Annotated in this window: 15 protein-coding genes; 4 read left to right on the top strand and 11 right to left on the bottom strand. The window is 73.3% G+C overall.

All coding sequences use genetic code 11. The features are described 5' to 3' along the window. The first annotated feature begins 24 nt into the window (after window positions 1-24). Window positions 25-519, top strand: coding sequence for a DUF6328 family protein (locus IE277_RS26790; RefSeq protein ID WP_189956265.1), 495 nt, complete (start codon window positions 25-27; stop codon window positions 517-519). Window positions 520-550: 31 nt separating this feature from the next. On the opposite strand, the gene IE277_RS26785 is transcribed toward IE277_RS26790, so the two are convergent. The 8 genes from IE277_RS26785 to IE277_RS26750 all read right to left on the bottom strand — a co-directional run bounded on the left by IE277_RS26785 (window position 551) and on the right by IE277_RS26750 (window position 9,414). Further along, window positions 551-976, bottom strand: coding sequence for an SsgA family sporulation/cell division regulator (locus IE277_RS26785; protein WP_189956264.1), 426 nt, complete (start codon window positions 974-976; stop codon window positions 551-553). A 60-nt stretch (window positions 977-1,036) separates the two neighbouring features. Further along, on the bottom strand, window positions 1,037-2,077 hold the full coding sequence (locus IE277_RS26780) for a hypothetical protein (RefSeq protein WP_189956263.1): 1,041 nt from the start codon (window positions 2,075-2,077) through the stop codon (window positions 1,037-1,039). Between the two features lie 100 nt (window positions 2,078-2,177). Continuing rightward, window positions 2,178-3,755 (bottom strand): serine/threonine protein kinase, encoded by a 1,578-nt coding sequence (locus IE277_RS26775; RefSeq protein WP_189956262.1) that lies wholly within the window; start codon window positions 3,753-3,755, stop codon window positions 2,178-2,180. A 199-nt stretch (window positions 3,756-3,954) separates the two neighbouring features. After that, the gene (locus tag IE277_RS26770; RefSeq protein ID WP_189956261.1) at window positions 3,955-4,920 is read right to left on the bottom strand and encodes a pyridoxal-phosphate dependent enzyme; all 966 of its coding nucleotides are present in this window, start codon (window positions 4,918-4,920) and stop codon (window positions 3,955-3,957) included. Window positions 4,921-5,043: 123 nt separating this feature from the next. After that, a complete protein-coding gene (locus IE277_RS26765) occupies window positions 5,044-6,063 on the bottom strand; it encodes a polyprenyl synthetase family protein (RefSeq protein WP_189956260.1) in 1,020 nt (339 codons plus the stop codon). Next, on the bottom strand, window positions 6,060-7,100 hold the full coding sequence (locus tag IE277_RS26760; protein WP_189956259.1) for a tetratricopeptide repeat protein: 1,041 nt from the start codon (window positions 7,098-7,100) through the stop codon (window positions 6,060-6,062). Before IE277_RS26760 ends, IE277_RS26765 begins: the two co-directional genes overlap by 4 nt. 182 nt (window positions 7,101-7,282) lie before the next feature. Then, a complete protein-coding gene (locus IE277_RS26755) occupies window positions 7,283-7,960 on the bottom strand; it encodes an AIM24 family protein (RefSeq protein WP_189956258.1) in 678 nt (225 codons plus the stop codon). Between the two features lie 56 nt (window positions 7,961-8,016). After that, entirely contained in the window at window positions 8,017-9,414 is a 1,398-nt protein-coding gene (locus tag IE277_RS26750; RefSeq protein ID WP_229881978.1) for a CAP domain-containing protein, read from the bottom strand. Between the two features lie 328 nt (window positions 9,415-9,742). Here IE277_RS26750 and IE277_RS26745 point away from each other — a divergent pair, with 328 nt between their 5' ends. Both IE277_RS26745 and IE277_RS26740 read left to right on the top strand, forming a co-directional pair. Then, window positions 9,743-11,527, top strand: coding sequence for a M4 family metallopeptidase (locus IE277_RS26745; protein WP_189956256.1), 1,785 nt, complete (start codon window positions 9,743-9,745; stop codon window positions 11,525-11,527). 155 nt (window positions 11,528-11,682) lie between these two features. Beyond that, window positions 11,683-12,945 carry an SGNH/GDSL hydrolase family protein gene (locus IE277_RS26740; protein ID WP_229881977.1) on the top strand — a complete coding sequence of 421 codons (1,263 nt, stop codon included), beginning with the start codon at window positions 11,683-11,685 and terminating at the stop codon, window positions 12,943-12,945. Window positions 12,946-12,979: 34 nt separating this feature from the next. Here the strand turns inward: IE277_RS26740 and IE277_RS26735 are convergent, their stop codons facing one another. From IE277_RS26735 to IE277_RS26725, 3 genes are read right to left on the bottom strand one after another with little or no spacing between them, the layout of a single operon-like run. Continuing rightward, entirely contained in the window at window positions 12,980-13,339 is a 360-nt protein-coding gene (locus IE277_RS26735; protein WP_189956255.1) for a UBP-type zinc finger domain-containing protein, read from the bottom strand. Further along, window positions 13,336-14,796, bottom strand: coding sequence for an ATP-binding protein (locus IE277_RS26730; RefSeq protein WP_189956254.1), 1,461 nt, complete (start codon window positions 14,794-14,796; stop codon window positions 13,336-13,338). Before IE277_RS26730 ends, IE277_RS26735 begins: the two co-directional genes overlap by 4 nt. A 16-nt stretch (window positions 14,797-14,812) precedes the next feature. Then, window positions 14,813-16,489: an NAD(P)/FAD-dependent oxidoreductase gene (locus tag IE277_RS26725; protein ID WP_189956253.1), complete on the bottom strand. Its 1,677-nt coding sequence runs from the start codon at window positions 16,487-16,489 to the stop codon at window positions 14,813-14,815. Between the two features lie 215 nt (window positions 16,490-16,704). On the opposite strand from IE277_RS26725, the gene IE277_RS26720 reads away from it, so the two are divergent. Beyond that, window positions 16,705-17,571, top strand: coding sequence for a universal stress protein (locus tag IE277_RS26720; RefSeq protein ID WP_189956252.1), 867 nt, complete (start codon window positions 16,705-16,707; stop codon window positions 17,569-17,571). Window position 17,572 lies beyond the last annotated feature (1 nt).

Raw genomic sequence — 17,572 nt, 5'->3', positions numbered from 1 at the left:
GGCGCGACGGTTACACGCAATCGCATGACGGAGGAAGGACGGCGCAGGGGGCGCGACGAGAGCGAGGAGGAGCGGGCCGACCGGATGTGGGTGGAACTCATCCAGGAGGTCCGGGTGGCCCAGACGGGCGTACAGATCCTCTTCGGCTTCCTGCTGACCGTCGTCTTCCAGCAGAAGTACGCCCGGCTCGACCCCGCCGACCAGGCCATCTACATCGCGACCGTGGTCCTCGGCGCCTGCGCGACCGGGGCCCTGATCGGACCGGTGTTCCTGCACCGTCTGGTGTCCGGCCGCCGGGTGAAGCCGCAGGCGGTGCGGCTGGCGTCCCGGATGACGTTCGTCGGCCTGCTGCTGCTCCTGCTGACGATGGCGTCGTGCCTGCTGCTGATCCTGCGGGTGGCCACGCACGACGGCTACGTGCCGTATCTCGTCGCGGCCGTCGTCGTCTGGTACCTCATCTGCTGGTACGGCCTCCCGCTGTGGGCCCGCCGCCGACACCCGGCCCCGCCGGACGACTAGGGCGTGTTGCGAAAGTCGGTGCCGTGGCTGCTCAGCCCGCGGCGAGGATCTCCGCCAGCAGCTTGTCGAGGGGGAGGTGTTCCCGGCCCGGCGGGACGAGCCGGTGGGTCTCCCGCAGGAACGCGGCGACGGCGGGCGCCCACGCGTACACCACCGCGTGGTGCCGGCTGCCGTCCGGCCGGAGGGCGCCGAGGAACTCCATGCGCAGCTCGTGCCAGGCTGCGGTCGCCACCGGCCGCAGCCGCACGTCCCCGGCGCCGACCGGCCGCAGCAGTCCGTCGGCGAGCATCTCCCGGTCCAGTCGCCAGCAGGCCAGCACCCGGCCGTCGTGGCCGAAGACGGCGGTGACGGCGAACGGGTCGCCGGCGTCGTAGCCGAGATGGGCGAACACCGGACACCGGCCGGTGCCGTGCGCACGCAGTTCCACCACCAGGGTCTGGTGCACGGACGAGTTCACGCGGCGGCCTCCGGCGACGATCGGCTCACGACCGTTCCGTACCCGTGCCGCGTGGTTCGCTCACCCCCGCGGCGCATTCCCTCCGGCTCCGCGCAGCGCGGCGAGGCAGCCGCCGATGGCCTGCTGGAGTTCCTCCAGCTGCTGGACCATGTCGTCCTCGTAGAAGTCCTGGGCGTCGTCGAAGGTGAGCTCCTCGAACGCCTTGGTCGCCTTCTGCAGGCTGCTGTAGAACTTCGTCCGCCGCTCCTGGACGCGGAGTTCGGGGTCGGCCTCGACCACCTCGGCGACGAGCGACTTCATGGCGGTGTAGGCCTCGCCGGCCCACTCGCCGGTGTCCTCGCCGTCCTCCAGCTCGTCGATCAGCGACAGATGCCGCTCGGCCTCCTCGCGGAGCTCGGACGGGGCGTCGACGGTCTGCCCGGCCGGGGTCCTGATCTGCCCGGACTCGGCGATCTGCCGTACGTAGCCGATCCGGTCGGCGGCCCGGCTCTCGCTGGCGACGGCCTTCTTCAGATCGTCGGTGCGTACGACGTCCCGTGCCAGCTCCGCCTGCAGCTCGACGTCCTCGCGCACCCGGTCGAGCAGGGCGGCGCGGGCCGCGCGGGCGGTGGAGGGGTCGGCGAGGATCGCGGCGCGCAGCGCGGTGGGGTTCTCGGCGACCTCCAGCGCCTTGGTGGGGCGGATGCCTTCGGCCTCGGCGGCCTCGGTGATCGCGGTGCCGCGCTCGGAGGCCGCGCTGTTGCGGGAGACGTAGTAGCCGTGCCACGCGTCCGTGTCCGGCAGTTCGACCTCCTGCCCGGGTTCGAGGGCCTCGAAGTGCGGCACGAGCCCGTCGTCGGCGGCCCGGTCCCACGCCTTGTAGTAGCGCATGACCCGCTCCGGGGAGCAGTCGGCCAGCTGGGCGAACTCCTTCGCGGACACCTTCGGCGTCTCACCGGCGGCCTGCCCGCCGGGCCGCACACTGCGGGCGACCAGCAGTGCGAAGGCCCAGCTGCCGGTGCGCGCGTAGCCGCCGAACGCACGGGCGTCGCGCGCCACCAGATCGGACAGCGGCGGCGTGGCCGGGGCGGACGTCTCGGACGGGTCGATGACCAGGGTCACGGATGACTCTCCTGCGAGGCTGTTCAGAAGCTGTTCACGGGGTCCGCGCCCGGAAGCGGGGGCAAGCGGGGGCGGACCGTCAGAGCCTATCGGCCCCCGGTCAGTCCCCTGGTGCCCGGAACGTCCGCAGAACCGTCGTCAGCGCCTGCCGGTTCGCGGCCTCGTCCCAGACCGCGGCCGGGGTGGTGAAGCGCAGTGAGAAGGCGTCGCCGCCGCCCAGCAGGAAGCCGCGCCCGAGGGTGTGCACCCGCGCGTCCCCCGTGCCGGACAGCCACTCCAGGTCGGCGGCCCGGTGGCCCTGGTAGGTGGTGGCCCGGATATCGCCGACGCGCCGGTAGCCCGCAAGCCGCGCCAGCTCCGGTTCGACGTCGTTCCGCCAGACGGCGACCGGGTCCGGGCCCACCCGCTCGCTGTGGGTGACGGCGAGGGTGGGCGAGGCGCCGCCGGGACCGAAGGTGATGCGGTAGGCGCCCGGGGCGCGGGCGGTGCGCAGCCGACGCCAGCCGTCGGGAAGGGCGACGGAGAAGCCCTCCGGGGCGGTGTAGCGGTGGTAGCCGGCCGGCAGGGCGGGCGGCGCCGGGGCGGACGCGGACGGCGGGGGGCTCGCGGAGGGCGTCGTCGCGGTGCCGCCGGCGGGCCGGCCGGGGCCCGGCGAGGCGGTGGCGTGGTCCGGCGTCCGCGCGGCGCCGGTGCCCGGCAGCTGGTGGGTCGCGGCCAGGACGGCGAGGGCGACCGTGACCACGGCCAGCGCGGTACCGGCCGCCAGGACTCGTCTGCTCCGCTCCCGGCCGGCGCGCCCCACCGCCCGGTACGCGCCCCGCAGCCGGGGCACGGGGGCGGGCTCCCGGTCGGCGTCGGTGTCCTCGTCCAGCGTCCGGACCAGCGCCTCGCGGACCACCGGCCGGGTCAGCCGCTCCCGCGAGTTCTTGCGCAGCAGCCCCTGCACGACCTGGGTGAGCGCACCCGCGCGCAGCGGGGTGCGCAGCGGCAGCCGGTCCACCGCCCTCAGGGTCGCGTCGGGCCGGCCGCGGTCCCGGAACGGCGGCCTGCCCTCCACCATCGTGTACAGCAGCGCGCCCAGCGCCCACAGATCGGCGGCCGGCCCGACCCGCTCGTCGCGTGCCTGCTCCGGTGAGGCGTACGACGGGGCCGTCAGCCGTGGCACCAGGGTGGCGCCGGCCAGCCCGTACCCGGTGACCACCACCGGGCCGCTGTCCCGCACGAAGACCTGGCCGGGGCTCAGCTCACCATGGGTGATGCCCTCGTCGTGCGCGGCCTGGAGCACATCGAGCAGTTGCACGCCGATCCGGGCCGCCCGCACGGAGTTGAACGCGCCCTCGCGGTCCAGGAGTTCGACGAGCGGTGTGCCGTCGATCCACTCGGTGACCGTCCACAGGGCGCCGGCCTCCACCACCGCGTCGACGACCGCGGCCACCTGGCCGGGACACAGCAGCCGCATCGTCTCCGACGTCCGTATGACGCGGGTCGCGGTCCGCCGGGCGATGTCGTCCCCGGAGGGGTCCGGCAGGGCGGTCTGGGCCACCAGCCGGGGCTGCTCCGCCGTCACGTCCTCGGCGTACCACCACAGGCGGTTCGTCTCGCGGGCGAAGACCTCCAGGAGCCGGTAGCGTCCGGCGACCAACTCGTGTGCGGAGACGTGCGCCTTGACCATGGTCATCCCTCGCTGAGAACCCCTGTTGTGTGTCTCACAGGGGTACGCGGCGCACGCGGGGGTGCGTTCAAAGAATCCGTGACTCGGGCGCCGTTCCTGCCTTTCATTCAATTCTTCGAAAGGGCTTGCGAGTTAGGGATGGTCTCACTCGGCAACCATTCGACCTGCGGGTAACCGAGGGTAAATTCCCGGCTGCGGCCAGGTCTCACAGCAGTCCGAACCGCTGCGTCCACTCCTTGAGTTCACGCGGTGCCGTATTGCCGCCGCACACCACGAGTCCGAGCCGCGCGCCGGCGCCGACCCGTGCCGCCACCTGCCGGGCCGCCGGCAGCAGAGCGCCCGCGGCCGGCTCGGCCCAGACCTTGGCGTGCTCGGCGAGGTCCAGACAGCCCTGTACCGCGTCCCGGTCCGGGACCACCAGCACCTCTTCGACCAGCGCGGATGCGAGGGCGTACGTCAGCTGGGAGACGGCGGGCGCGCTGAGCGTGGTGACCACGGACGACAGTGGCACCGGCACCGGTCCGCCCGCCTTCAGCGCGGCGGACATGGCCTCGGCGCCCTCGGTCTCCACGCCCCACACGCGCACCCCGGGGTGCCGGGCGGCGAGGGCCGAGGCGATCCCGGCGATCAGCCCGCCGCCACCGATGCTGACGACGACGTCCGTCAGCTCCGCCTCCCGGGTGTCCTCGGCCAGCTCCAGCCCGACCGTGCCCTGCCCGGCGATCACCAGCGGGTCGTCGAACGGGTGGACCAGGGTGAGACCCTCGTCCCGCAACCGCGTCACCAGCCGGAACGCGCTGTCCATGCCGTCGGTCAGCCGCACCGACGCCCCCGCCTCCTCGACGAGCGCGAGGGAACGCGCGGGCGCCGTACGGGGCATGACCACGGTCGCCTTCACCTCCAGCGCCGCCGCCATCACCGCGAGGGCGATCCCGTGATTGCCGCCGCTGACCGCGACCACGCCCGCCGCGCGCTCGGCCTCGCCGAGCGACAGCAGCTTGGCCGTCGCCCCGCGCGCCTTGAACGAGCCGGTGCGCTGGAGCAGTTCGAGCTTGGCGGTGACCGGGACACCCAGCAGTGCGGTCAGGCCGGGGCTCGCCACGGTCGGTGTCCGCACCACATGTCCGGCGATCCGCTCCGCCGCCGCTTCGATCTCCTTGATGCCGATCAAGGTGCTTCACCCCTTCGGCGCGGGGGTGAGAGCCGCGCCGATCGCACCCTGACCCGCGCGGTCCGCCGAGGTCAACAAGGTTCACCGGGTGGCGTCACCACGCGCTCACCGGGCGGCCCGCGATCACAGCCGGCGGTCCACCAGGTGATCCAGCAGCCGGAACAGGTCCCCGGCGGCCCCGGCGGCCAGCGGCGCCCGCGCGAGCAGCGTCCGGGCGGCGGCCGTGTGTGCCCGTGCCTCGGCCAGCGCCGCCGTACGGCCGCCCGCCGCCTCGATCAGCGCGGCGGCCTCCTCGGCCCGCCCCGGCGCGTCCAGCAGCTCGGGCAGCCCATGCGCCGCGGGGGAGGCGAGCGCGGCCAGCACGGGGTACGTCTTCTTGCGCTCCCGCAGATCGCCGCCCACGGGCTTGCCGGTGACCGCCGGGTCGCCCCACAGCCCCAGGACGTCGTCGACCAGCTGAAAGGCCACGCCGAGATGCCGTCCGGCCCGGTCCAGCGTGCCGGCCGTGGTCTCGTCCGCCCCGCCGAGCACGGCGCCCAGCGCGGCGGCACAGCCCAGCAGCGCGCCCGTCTTGCCCTCCGCCATCGCCCGGTACTCCTCGGGCGTCACCCGCTGCGGGCCGGTGCACGGACGGGTCGCGAACACCAGGTCGTCGGCCTGCCCGCGCACCAGATCGGCGAGCGCCGCCGACAGCAGCCGTACGGCACCGGCGCCCTGCGGCCCGGTGGCGAGGGTCTCCACCGCGAGCGCGAACAGGGCGTCGCCGGCGAGCACCGCCGGGCCCGTGCCGTACGCCTTCCACACGGTGGGGCGACGGCGCCGGGTCGGGTCGCCGTCCATGATGTCGTCGTGCAGCAGCGAGAAGGCATGGACCAGCTCCACCGCCACCGCCGCCGGGATTCCGGCCCGCCCGTCGGCACCCGCCGCCTCGGCGCCGAGCACCGCCAGCGCCTGCCGTACGCCCTTGCCGCCCGGAGCGGCGACGGGCGCCCCGCCGACCTCGCACCAGCCGAAGGAGTACCCGGCCATCTCGGCCACCCACGGATGCAGCCGGCCCACCGCGTCCCGCAGCGCCGGCCGGACCAGCTCGCGGCAGCGGGCGAGGACCTCGGGCGCCGACGGCGGGGCCTCGACCGCGGTCATCGGGCGATCTCCGCGCCGAGGCCGAACTCCTCCTGGGCCCGCGCCACCATCTGACGGGCGTGCTTGAGCCCGCTGCGCTCCAACGTCCTTGCCAGATCCGCGAGTTCGGCCGCCGTCTCGGCGCGGTCGCGGCCCAGCCGCGCCAGCGACTTGGCGAGGCCCAGCCGGGCCAGCGCCTCGCCGCGCGGCTCGCTCATCGCGCGGAACTCCGCCAGCGCGACGTCGTACATCTGGCGCGCTTCGCTGTACCGCCCAGCCCGGTACAGGACGTTGCCGCGCATCTTGTGGTTGTAGGCGAGCGCGCTGGAGAGGGTCATCGCCCGGCAGCCCGCCTCCGCCCGGGACAGCAGCTCCAGCGCGCCCTCGGTGTCCTTGTCGCGCACCGAGAGGATGTCGGCGAGTCCGCGCAGCGCCCAGGCGTGCCCGCGCCGGTCCTCCGCGCGCTCGGCTATCTCCGCCGCCTCCTCGAACAGCGCGTACGCCCGGTCGAAGTCGCCGGTGTTGCGGTGCATCTGCGCGATGCCCTCCAGCGCCCATACGGTGTGCCGGGCCTCACCGCGCTTGCGGGCCTCGGCCAGCAGCTGTTCGTGCAGCCGGCCGACCGCCGCGTAGTCGCCCTGGATCCGGCCGGTCTCCGCGAGCCCGGCCAGTGAGTAGCCGCGGACAACGATGTCCCCGCCGCGCTCGCCGAGTTCGGCCGCGAGCCCGAGCAGCCGCCAGGCCAGCGGGAAGGCCCCGCGCTGCCGGGCGAGGGTGCCACCGCTCCACAGCGCCCACGCCATCGCCGCGGTGTCGTCGGCCGCACGGGCGGCGCGGTAGCTGGCCTTCCAGGCCCGGTCCGCGTCGCCCACGTGGCCGAGCCGCCGGTGTGCCTCGGCGACGGCGAGCCCGCAGCGGGCCGCCTCGGCGGGACGCCCGGACCGCTCGGCCTCGCGCAGCTTCTCGGTGCCCTCCGCCAGTACGTCGACCAGCGAGGAGTTCACGGACAGGGTGGTCAGGGAGCCCTGGTACTCCGGGGCGAAAGCCTTGCCGTACATGCGCGCCTTTCTATACACGCTGTGTATACGTCGCTTGTATGCATCGCGTGTATACATGACGTGTATAGGGTGTGAGAAATACGCCCCGGCCGAAGGGACCGGGGCGTGTCGGTCTGTTACCGATCAAGACGCGGGCACGGCGACGGGGGTTGCCCGGGAGTTTTCGGTCCCCGTGTGAAGGTTCAGTGTTGCTGGGCCTTCTGCTGGGTCAGCTCGCTGGGCCGCACCACGACGAAGCCCTCGCCCTCCAGCATCAGCTGGATGGCCTCGCCGGAACCGCCGCGCAGCATCGAGCCGAAGGACTGGGAGCGGTGCAGCGAGGTCTGCAGATGCGCGGTCCAGCCGACCACCGCGTCGGTGTCGACGTACACCGGCGCCTGCGGGGAGACCGGGATGACCAGCGGAGTGCCGTCGCAGACCAGGGCGAGCCGGCCCTGTCCGCTGAACACGCTGTTGAACAGGCCGCCACCGGCGATGCCGGATCCCTTCACCGTCCTGATCTCGTACGCCAGCGAGGCGTCGAAACACAGGACGTTGCGGCCGTTGACCGTGAACTGTTCGCCGGGCTCCACCTCGACGATGAAACAGTTGTGGGCCTCGTGCGCGAACCAGGCCTCGCCCTGACCGCGCACCGCCATGAGGGGCAGTCCCTCACCGGTGACCGCGCGCTTGAGCATGCCGCCGACGCCCTGCCCCTTGCGCTCGAACTGGAGACTGCCCCGGTAGGCGATCATCGCGCCCTGGCGGGCGTGCATCTCGCCGCGCACGGTGTACCTGATGCACTTGGCGTTCTCGACGGACATGCCCGGCTCCATGGCCGGCTGCACCACGTGCGCACTGGAAAAGAGATCACCCTTCATACGGGGCATGGTGTCCCGGACGATGTCGTTCCGCCAAGATCACGCAGTGTGCCCGATCAGCCACCGAACAGCTGGGTCCAGTACGTGCCCGCCCGGCCGCCGCCCGTGAAGCCGACGCCGATGTGGCCGAAGCCGGGCCCCAGGATGTTGGCGCGGTGGCCGGGGCTGTTCATCCAGCCGTCCACGACCTCGGCGGGGGAGCGCTGGCCGCAGGCGATGTTCTCGCCGATGGTGCGCAGCCGGGAGCCCGCGGCGGCGGCCCGGTCCCAGGGGTGGGAGCCGTCGGGTGAGGTGTGGTCGTAGAAGTCGCGGGCCACCATGTCCGCACAGTGCGCCTGCGCGGCGCGGGTGAGCAGCGGGTCCGTCGCCAGCGGCGGCAGTCCGGCCCGGCCGCGCTCGGCGTTGGTGAGCGCGACCACCTCGGCGGCCGTGCCCGCCAGCGCGTGCGGGGTGAACGGGGCGGCCCACAGCGCGGTCCAGTACCGGTCACCGGCGTCGGCGTGGGCCAGGGCGGCGTGCCGGAAGGCCGGGTCGAGCAGGGTGCGCCGGGACCGCTCCGCGCCCAGGCAGTACTCCACGAACTCGGCAGGGGAGCGCGGGCCGGACACGAGGTGCTCGCCCACCGTGATGTACGGGTACCCGGCCGCGGTGACGCGCTGGTGCACCGAGACGCCGTCGCGCCCCTCGACGCCGAGCCGCCCGGCGTCCGCCATGGCCCACGCGTGGGAGAGCGCGGCGGACTCCAGCCGCGGATCGAGGCCGAGCGCCGTCGAACCGGCCTGTGCGCGGGCCGAGTTGACCAGGCGCAGGAACTCCGCCGCGGAGGCCTCGGCCGCCGCCGTGCCGGGCCGGCCGGACGACGGGCGCGCGCCGGTGGCGGGAGCCGGAGCGGCGGCCGGGGTGGCAGTCCGAGCGGGGACCGGGGCGGCGGGTGCAGCGGCGGCCGTGGACGTCCGCCGGTCGCCGTCGTCCGTGACCTCCACCCCGAAGTCCCGGGCGAGCCCGGCCAGTCCGTCCGCGTATCCCTGCCCGATCGCCCGCAGCTTCCAGCCGGCGCCCGGCCGCAGATACAGCTCGGCCAGCAGCAGCACGGTCTCCGGGCCGGGGCGCGGTGGTGCGAACCGGGCGAGCGGACGGCCGGCGCCGTCCGTGACCTCCAGCCGGGGAGCGGGCAGCCGCCGCAGCGGCGTCCCGGGCTCGGCCGCGCTCACCGCGACCGTGACCCGGCAGGCGCCCGCGCGCAGCCGGGCCGGTTCGACGGCCAGGCCGCCGTCACCGCGCAGCCGGAGACCGGGCGCCCGGGGCTGGTTGTAGAACACGAAGTCGGCGTCGGAGCCGACCCTGCCGTCCGCGCCCCCGACCAGCCCGGACACATCGAAGGGTCCGCTCACCCGCAGCAGCACCACACCGGCGGGCAGCGGCACATTGCCCCCGGCGACCAGCTCGGTCGTCACACAGAGGGCAACGTCCGCACCGCGGCCGGAGGTTCCCCGGCCCGACGGCGATGCGATATCGGTCACATTCCAGCCGTGGAACCCGGGGCAATGAGTCAACGTCTCCACAGCCGACACACAGTTGGTCAGTAAGTGATCACCCTGTGGTGCACATTCGTAAAGGATTGCCATAGAAGGTCGCGAAATCGATCATTCCGCCTTTACGTGCACATGACGGATCCGTAAGGGTTGCGCCACGGGGCCCGACCAGCCCCCGTGACGCGGAACAGCGTCACGTCTCAAGGCGGTTGGTGATCCCCGCTGCCTTCGAACGAAGGAACCCTGATCCTTGCGTAGACCCCACATACGCAGTGTCGCTGTCGCGATCGCGGTGACGACTGCTGCCACGGGCCTGGCCGGCACGGCTTTCGCGGGTTCTGACACCGGGGTGGCGCGGGCTTCGGCCTCCGCCACCACGAACGCCACCGCGGTGGTGGAGGCGGCGCGCACCGCGGCCTTCGCCCACGCCTCGGCGGCCGGTGTCTCCCAGGGCGACGAACTGCACGCCCAGGATGTGATGCTCGACCCCGAGGGCGCCCGGCACGTCCGGTTCGTCCGTACGCACGACGGTATGCCCGTGCTCGGCGGTGACCTCGTCGTCCACCTCGACCACCAGCTGGGCTACGCCGGTGTGACCCGCGCCGCCGGCCACACCGTCCAGCCGTCCGCCACGCAGGCCAAGCTGACCGCGGAGCAGGCCGCCGCCAAGGCCGCCCAGGCCGCCAAGGGCGACGCCGGCAGCGCCCAGCTCGTCGTCGACGCGCGCGGCGGCTCCGCGGCCCTGGCCTACCAGGTGACGGTGACCGACCAGCAGGGCACCAACACCGTCGTCGTCGACGCCGTCACCGGCAAGGTGCGCAGCAACACCCCCGACAGCGACGAGTTCCTGTCGCCGAAGCTGCTCGCCGACCTGCGCAAGCAGGGCGACACGCTGGACCCGGCCACCGGCGCCGCCGCCCCCGAGGCCGGCCTGCTCGGTTCCGGTGTCTCCGGCGCCACGGCGGGCTTCCCGTCCGCGGCGAAGGGCACCGGCAAGACCCTCTTCGTGGGCAACGTCGGCCTGACCACCACGCAGACCTCGGCCGGCCACTACCAGCTCAAGGACCCGAGCCGGTACGGCACCGAGACCCGCGACGCCAAGGGCAAGACCACCGAGAAGTTCACCGCTGGTGCGGCGTTCACCAACACGACCAACGTGTGGGGCAACAACACCACCGGCAACCGCGCCAGCGCCGCGGCGGACGCCCAGTACGGCATCACGAAGACCCTGGACTTCTACAAGTCCACCTTCGGGCGCAAGGGCATAGCCAACAACAGCAAGGCAGCCCAGGGCATGGTCCACTGGGGCAACAAGGTCGCCAACGCCTTCTGGGACCCGACCTGCAACTGCATGCTGTACGGCGACGGCGACGGGCAGACGTTCAAGAAGCCGCTGGTCGTCCTCGACGTCACCGGCCACGAGCTGACGCACGGCGTGGTCGACGCGACCGCCAAGCTGGAGCCGACCCACGTCGACTCCGACGGCAACCAGTACGGTGAGCCCGGCGCGCTGAACGAGTCGCTCGCGGACATCTTCGGCTCCAACGTCGAGTTCTACGCGAACAACCCGAAGGACACGCCGGACTACCTGATCGGCGAGAAGCTGGGCCTCGCCCAGAAGTTCCTGCGCCGCCTCGACCACCCGTCGCTCGACAAGCTCGAGGGCACGATCGACTACTGGTCGAAGGACACGTACTTCACCGAGGTGCACGCCGGTTCGGGTGTCTCCTCGCACGCCTACTACCTCCTCGCGGAGGGCAGCGGCAAGAAGACGATCAACGGGGTCGCCTACGACTCGCCGACCTACGACCACTCCACGGTCAAGGGCATCGGCCGCGCCAAGGCCACCGCGATCTTCTACCGTGCGCTCACCCGGTACATGGTCTCCACGACCGACTTCCACGACGCGCGCGTCGCGACGCTGAAGGCGGCCAAGGACCTCTACGGAGCGAACAGCACCGAGTACAAGACGGTGGACAAGGCGTGGGCCGCGGTCAACGTCACCGCCGCCAACACCCCGGCGCCCCGTCACTGACCGGCCGCCGCACCACCGGATGCCCCGCCTCGTGCGGGGCATCCGCGTATTCCCCGGCCGGCTGGCCGGCAGGGCCCACCCGAGGTGCGTCGGCGGGCGGTCGGCGGGAACATGACCTCCGTGGAGTACGCAGGAACGTCCCGGACGGTCCGGGGATGACCCGGCGGACCCGGCGCGCTCCGCGGCCGCGGCCGGTGACCGGCCGGATGGCACGCGGCTGCCAGGCCGCCGCCCTGGTCGCGGCCGTGGGCTGCCAGCCCGCGCCCGCCCGCGCGGCGCCCCCGCCCCCGTCCGTCGTACGGGCCTCCGGGGTCGTCACCTGGGCGGCGAGCGCCGACGGCATGGGCGAGGACGGCGCAGGCCAGGGCTACCGGATGATCGTGCACACCAGCGTCGGCGGCACCGGTCTGCGGGTCCGCGTCACCAACGCCTTCGGTGACCACCCGCTCACCCTGGACAGCGGCTACGCCGGCCTGCGCGGCCACGGTGCCGCACTGCGCCCTGGCAGTAACCGGCGGCTCACCTTCGGCGGCGCCCGCACGGTCACCGTGCCCGCCGGCGCCGCCGCCTGGAGCGACCCGCTGCCCGGCAGCTGGCCGGCCGGCACCGACCTGGCCGTCAGCCTCTACCTCCCCGGCGCGGCCGGCCCGGCGACCGGACACTGGATGGCGCTGCAGACGTCGTACACCGGACAGGGCGACCACACCGCCGAGGAGAGCGCCCGCAACTGGGGCCGGACGACCGGCTCCTGGTGGTACCTCGACGCGGTGTCCGTACGGCCCTCCCGCGCGGCCACCGGGGCCGTGGTCGTGCTCGGCGACTCCCTCACCGACGGACGGCAGTCCACCCCCGACCTGAACCGGCGCTGGCCCGACTACCTCGCCCGGCGCCTGAATCCGGCCCGCACGCACGCCATGGACGTCAGGGGCGTCGCCGACGAAGGCGTCTCCGGCAACATGGTCCTCACGGACGGCGCCGCGCCGAGCGCCCTGGACCGGCTGGACCGGGACGTGCTCTCGCAGCCCGGGGTGCGCACCGTGTTCCTCTTCGAGGGGGTGAACGACCTCAAGGCGCACACCGGGGTCACCGCGGCCGAACTGATCGCCGGGTACCGGGAGATCGCACGGCGGGTGCACGGCGCCGGGAAGTGCGTGGTGGCCGCGACGGTCGGTCCCTTCAAGGGCTGGCCGGAATGGGATCCGGCCGCCGAGTCGGTGCGCCGGGACGTCAACCGGCTGCTGCGCACCAGCCGGGACTTCGACGCCGTCATCGACTTCGACCGCGTCCTGCGCAGCCCCGACGACCCCGAGCGCCTGCGGCCGGCCTTCGACGGCGGAGACCATCTGCACCCCGACGACCGGGGGATGCGGGCCCTGGCCGACGCCGTCGACCTGGCGCGGCTGAACTGCGCGCGGTGAGCCCGGACCGGACCGGTCCGCCGCCCCGCCCGGCTCAGCGCAGCGTGTCGGCCCAGTCCGCCGGGACCCGGCCCGCCGGGCCCGGTACCGGCTGGTCGGCGGGGTGGCTGACCGGCGGGGCGAGCTCGGGGCCGGATACATACAACTCGTCGGTGGCGTAGTTCCAGAACCACTCCTCGCCCGGCTCGAAGCTCCGGATCACCGGGTGCCCCGTGGCACGGTAGTGCGCGGTGGCGTGCTGGGCGGGGGAGTCGTCGCAGCAGCCGACGTGCCCGCACTGCGCGCACCGGCGCAGGTGGAACCACCAGCCGCCGGCCTCCTCGCACTCCACGCAGCCGGTGCCGCTCGGCGCGACGCCCGGGTCGATCGCCTCGGTTCCGTCGGTGGCGCTCATGGGGTGTCCTCCGCGTCCTCGTCGGGTGTCTCGGGGGTCAGGGGCAGCAGCACCTGGAAGCGGGTGTCGCCGGGCACCGACTCCACCCGCAGGGTGCCGTGGTGCTTGTTGACGACGATCCGCCAGGAGATGTCCAGGCCGAGCCCGGTGCCCTCGCCGACCGGTTTCGTGGTGAAGAACGGGTCGAAGATACGGTCCTTGATCTCGGGCGGGACACCGGGTCCGGTGTCCCGGAACTCCACCAGCAGCCGCTCGTGGTCGAGCCCGGTCCGCACGCTCAGCGTGCCCGTGCCGCCCGCGCCGTTGATCGCGGACACCGCGTTGTCGATCAGGTTGGTCCACACCTGGTTCAGCTCCGCCGGATAGGCCGGCACCGGCGGGAGCGTGCGGTCGTACTCCTTCACGACCTCGATCCCGGTGCCGATCTTCCCGGACAGCATCAGCAGGGTGCTGTCGAGGAGTTCATGCACGTCCACCACCCGGTAGGGCGCCCGGTCCAGCTGTGAGTACTGCTTGGCCGCGTCGACCAGATGCGAGATACGGGTGGTGGAGTCCTCGATCTCGGTCATCAACAGCTCGGTCTCGATGGTGTAGTTGAGCCAGCCGATCGCTCCGGCCAGGATCTCCTCGTCCACGGCCGCCGCGACCTGCTCCAGCCAGTCGACGTCGAGCCCGGCCTGCACGAAGGCCGGCGCCAGCTGCCAGGCGTGGTCGATCTCGTGGTCCTCCAGCCAGTCGGCGAGCAGGTCCTCCCGGTCGGCGGTCTCCAGCGGACTGAGCACCGGGGCCTTGGCGACCCGTTCGGCGGTGCGCTCCTGGATCTCGATCAGACCCGCCAACTGGTCGCGGGAGAAGGGCCCTTCGGCGATGACGGCCAGCTTGTGCCGCATCTTCGCGACCCGTTCGCGCAGCGTGGCCGTGGCCCGTACGGCCGCCGCGGCGGGGTTGTTCAGCTCGTGCGTCAGCCCCGCCGACAGCGAGCCCAGCGCCAGCAGCCGCTCCCGCTGCCCGATCGCCGCCTGGGTGTTCTTCGCACCGAAGAACAGGCCCTCCAGCAGATGCACGGCCATCGGGAACCACTCGCTCATGACGTCCGCGAAGATGTCCGCCGGCAGTACGAAGAACCGCGTCGGCTCCGTCACCCGCATCGAGTTGTTGTAGACCTGCCGCACCCGGTCGCCGAGGTAGGCCTGCATCGCGCCCGCGTACACCCCGCTCTGCGAGGTGCGGGTGACCTCCACATCGTCACCGGCGACCCGGCGGGAGAGCACGACCGTGCCCTCGATCATCGCGAAGAAGCAGGTGGCGGGGTCCCCCTCGGTGTACACCGGGCCGGGCTGGAACAGCTCCACCCGGCCCTCGCTGCACAGCCGCCCGAGCTGCTCGGCACTCAGCTTCTCGAAGAGGAACAGCGAGCCGATCTCCTTGGGACTGCACGGCATGATCCGACCGCTCATGACTGCTCCAGACCGTTCATGACTGCTCCAGATACCGATGGACGAGCATCACGGCCATGGCCCCCTCGCCGACGGCGGACGCGACACGCTTGGCGGACTCGGCCCGTGCGTCACCCGCCACGAACACACCGGGAACGCTGGTCTCCAGGTGGTACGGCGGCCGGTCCAGCTCCCAGCCGGCCGGCGGCCGCCCGTCGGCGGTCAGATCGGGCCCGGCGAGGATGAACCCGCGCTCGTCGCGCAGCACCGCCTCGCCCAGCCAGTCGGTCAGCGGGGCGGCACCGATGAACACGAACACCCACTGGGCGTCGACGCGTTCGCTCTCCCCGGTCACCGTGTGCCGCAGCGTCAGCTGCTCCAGCCGGTCCCCGCCGTGCGCCGCGTCCACCACCGTGTGCGGGCGCACCGAGATGTTCGGCGCCTCGTTGATCTGCTGGATCAGGTAGTACGACATCGACGCCGACAGATCCGGGCCCCGCACCAGCAGCGTCACCGACTTCGCGCCCCGGGACAGGTACATCGCCGCCTGGCCCGCCGAGTTGGCGCCGCCGACGATGTAGATGTCCTGCCCCTGGCAGGCCGACGCCTCGGTCAGCGCCGAGCCGTAGAACACCCCGCAGCCGGTCAGATCGGTGCAGCCGGCGGCCTCCAGCTGCCGGTACTGCACCCCGGTCGCGAGGATCACGCTGTGCGCGGCGATGGCCGAGCCGTCCGCGAACCGTACGACCCGGGCGGCGCCGTTGACCTCCAGCCCCGTCACCTCACGGGTGGTCAGGATCTCGGCGCCGAACTTGGCGGCCTGCCGGCGCGCCCGGTTGGTGAGCTGGGCGCCGGAGACCCCGTCGGGGAAGCCCAGGTAGTTCTCGATCCGCGAGCTCTGCCCGGCCTGCCCGCCGGTCGCCGACCGTTCGACGAGCACGGTCCTGAGGCCCTCCGAGGCGCCGTACACGGCCGCGCCGAGCCCGGCCGGACCGCCGCCGATCACGATGAGGTCGTAGAAGTCCGCCGTCGGGGTCGTCGCGAGTCCCACCCGCGCGGCCAGCTCGGGCGCCTCCGGCTCGACCAGCGTGCCGCCGTCCGGGGTGATCACCAGCGGCAGCCGCTGCCCGTCCTGTCCGGCGGCCGCCAGCAGCCGCTGCCCCTCCGGCTCCTCCACCGAGTACCAGCGGTACGGCACCTGGTTGCGGGCCAGGAACTCGCGCACGTCCGAGGACCGCGCCGACCAGCGGTGCCCGACGACCTTCGTGCTGGCCACGGCCCGGTGGGCGCTGGTCCGCCAGGCCTCCAGCAGGTCGTCCAGGACCGGATAGAGCTTCTCCTCCGGCGGATCCCAGGGCTTGAGCAGATAGTGGTCCAGATCGACCACGTTGATCGCGTCGATCGCGGCGTTGGTGTCCGCGTACGCGGTGAGCAGCACCCGCCGCGCCCCCGGATAGACGTCCAGCGCCTGTTCCAGGAACTCGATGCCGTTCATCTGCGGCATCCGGTAGTCGGCCAGGATCACCGCGACCAGGTCGCCGCGCAGCTTCAGCTCGCGCAGGGCGTCGAGGGCGGACTCCCCGGACTCCGCGCGCACGATCCGGTACGACTCGCCGTAGCGCCGCCGCAGATCGCGGGCGACGGCACGGGAGACCCCCGGGTCGTCGTCCACGGTCAGGATGACGGTCCGCGCTGCCTCGGCAGCCTGTGCCATACGTCTCCCACCCCGAGCGTCCGGTTCCACGGGGCGGTGTCGTGCAGACCACCGCACCGGTTCGCAGCCATCGTATGTTCGATCGCCCGGGTTCGCTCCGGATGGCGCCGAACCATGATCCGACGCCTGGGGCTGCGCGCTCGTGGCGCGACCGCGAGATGATCGTTCCCGTGGGACGCGCCGCGACAGCGACGCGACGATGAGGAGGCGCACGCATGACACGCCCGATCACGGCAGGGGTGGACGGTACCGAGGAGAGCCTGGCCGCGCTGGACTGGGCCGGCCGGGAGGCCGTGCGGCGCGGGCTGCCGCTGCGTGTGCTGCACGCCTGGCGCTACACCGAGTCCCTCGCCATCGCCGACCGGAGCACCCAGCACGGCTGGGTGTCCGAGGGCGTGGCGCAGGCCGTGCGCGCCGTCGCCGGGCGGCATCCGGAGCTGGCGGTGGGCGTCGACGTGGTCGAGGGCGAGCCCGTGCACACGCTGGCCCGCGCGGCGGCCCAGGCGGAGATGCTGGTCCTCGGCTCACGCGGGTACGGGCCGGTCATCGGGTTCCTGCTGGGCTCGGTCGGCCAGCAGGTGATCGCCGGGGCGGGCCGGCCGGTGGTCCTGGTGCGGGCCGGGGACCGGGCGGCGGCGGAGGCCGCCGGACGGGACGTCGTCGTCGGTCAGCACGGCGACCCCGAGGACAGCGCGGCCACCCTGCGGTTCGCCTTCGAGACGGCGGCGGCCCGCGGCGCCACGGTACGGGCCGTACGGGCGTGGACCCTGCCGCCCGTCTTCGCCTACAGCCCCGGCTCGCTCAGGCTGCTGGACGACGCGGGCGGTCCCGAGCAGTTCGAGCGGCAGGCGCTGGCCGAGGCGCTGCGGCCGTGGCGTGAGCGGTTCCCCGAGGTGCCCGTGGCCGAGCACATCGAGATGGGCAGCGCGGGCCAGGTACTGCTGTCGCTGGCCGGCCGGGCCCAGCTGACGGTCGTCGGACGCCGGGCCCACCGCGGTGCCGTGGGCTCGCGGATCGGCTCCGTCGCGCACGGCGTGCTGCACCACGCGGACTGCCCGGTCGCCGTGGTCCCGCACGACTGAG

Origin of the sequence: Streptomyces alanosinicus (assembly GCF_014650595.1) — a bacterium.
Taxonomy (GTDB): domain Bacteria; phylum Actinomycetota; class Actinomycetes; order Streptomycetales; family Streptomycetaceae; genus Streptomyces; species Streptomyces alanosinicus.
The sequence above is the reverse complement of the archived record's forward strand: the minus strand, read 5'-3'. Positions and strand labels throughout refer to the sequence as shown.

What these genes read in the sequence shown, in the direction of transcription:
- IE277_RS26725 (WP_189956253.1), bottom strand. Translation starts at nt 16,489, where the DNA reads ATGGCACAGGCTGCCGAGGCAGCGCGGACCGTCATCCTGACCGTGGAC.
- IE277_RS26720 (WP_189956252.1), top strand. Translation starts at nt 16,705, where the DNA reads ATGACACGCCCGATCACGGCAGGGGTGGACGGTACCGAGGAGAGCCTG.
- IE277_RS26760 (WP_189956259.1), bottom strand. Translation starts at nt 7,100, where the DNA reads ATGTACGGCAAGGCTTTCGCCCCGGAGTACCAGGGCTCCCTGACCACC.
- IE277_RS26790 (WP_189956265.1), top strand. Translation starts at nt 25, where the DNA reads ATGACGGAGGAAGGACGGCGCAGGGGGCGCGACGAGAGCGAGGAGGAG.
- IE277_RS26735 (WP_189956255.1), bottom strand. Translation starts at nt 13,339, where the DNA reads ATGAGCGCCACCGACGGAACCGAGGCGATCGACCCGGGCGTCGCGCCG.
- IE277_RS26740 (WP_229881977.1), top strand. Translation starts at nt 11,683, where the DNA reads ATGACCCGGCGGACCCGGCGCGCTCCGCGGCCGCGGCCGGTGACCGGC.
- IE277_RS26730 (WP_189956254.1), bottom strand. Translation starts at nt 14,796, where the DNA reads ATGAGCGGTCGGATCATGCCGTGCAGTCCCAAGGAGATCGGCTCGCTG.
- IE277_RS26765 (WP_189956260.1), bottom strand. Translation starts at nt 6,063, where the DNA reads ATGACCGCGGTCGAGGCCCCGCCGTCGGCGCCCGAGGTCCTCGCCCGC.
- IE277_RS26755 (WP_189956258.1), bottom strand. Translation starts at nt 7,960, where the DNA reads ATGAAGGGTGATCTCTTTTCCAGTGCGCACGTGGTGCAGCCGGCCATG.
- IE277_RS26775 (WP_189956262.1), bottom strand. Translation starts at nt 3,755, where the DNA reads ATGACCATGGTCAAGGCGCACGTCTCCGCACACGAGTTGGTCGCCGGA.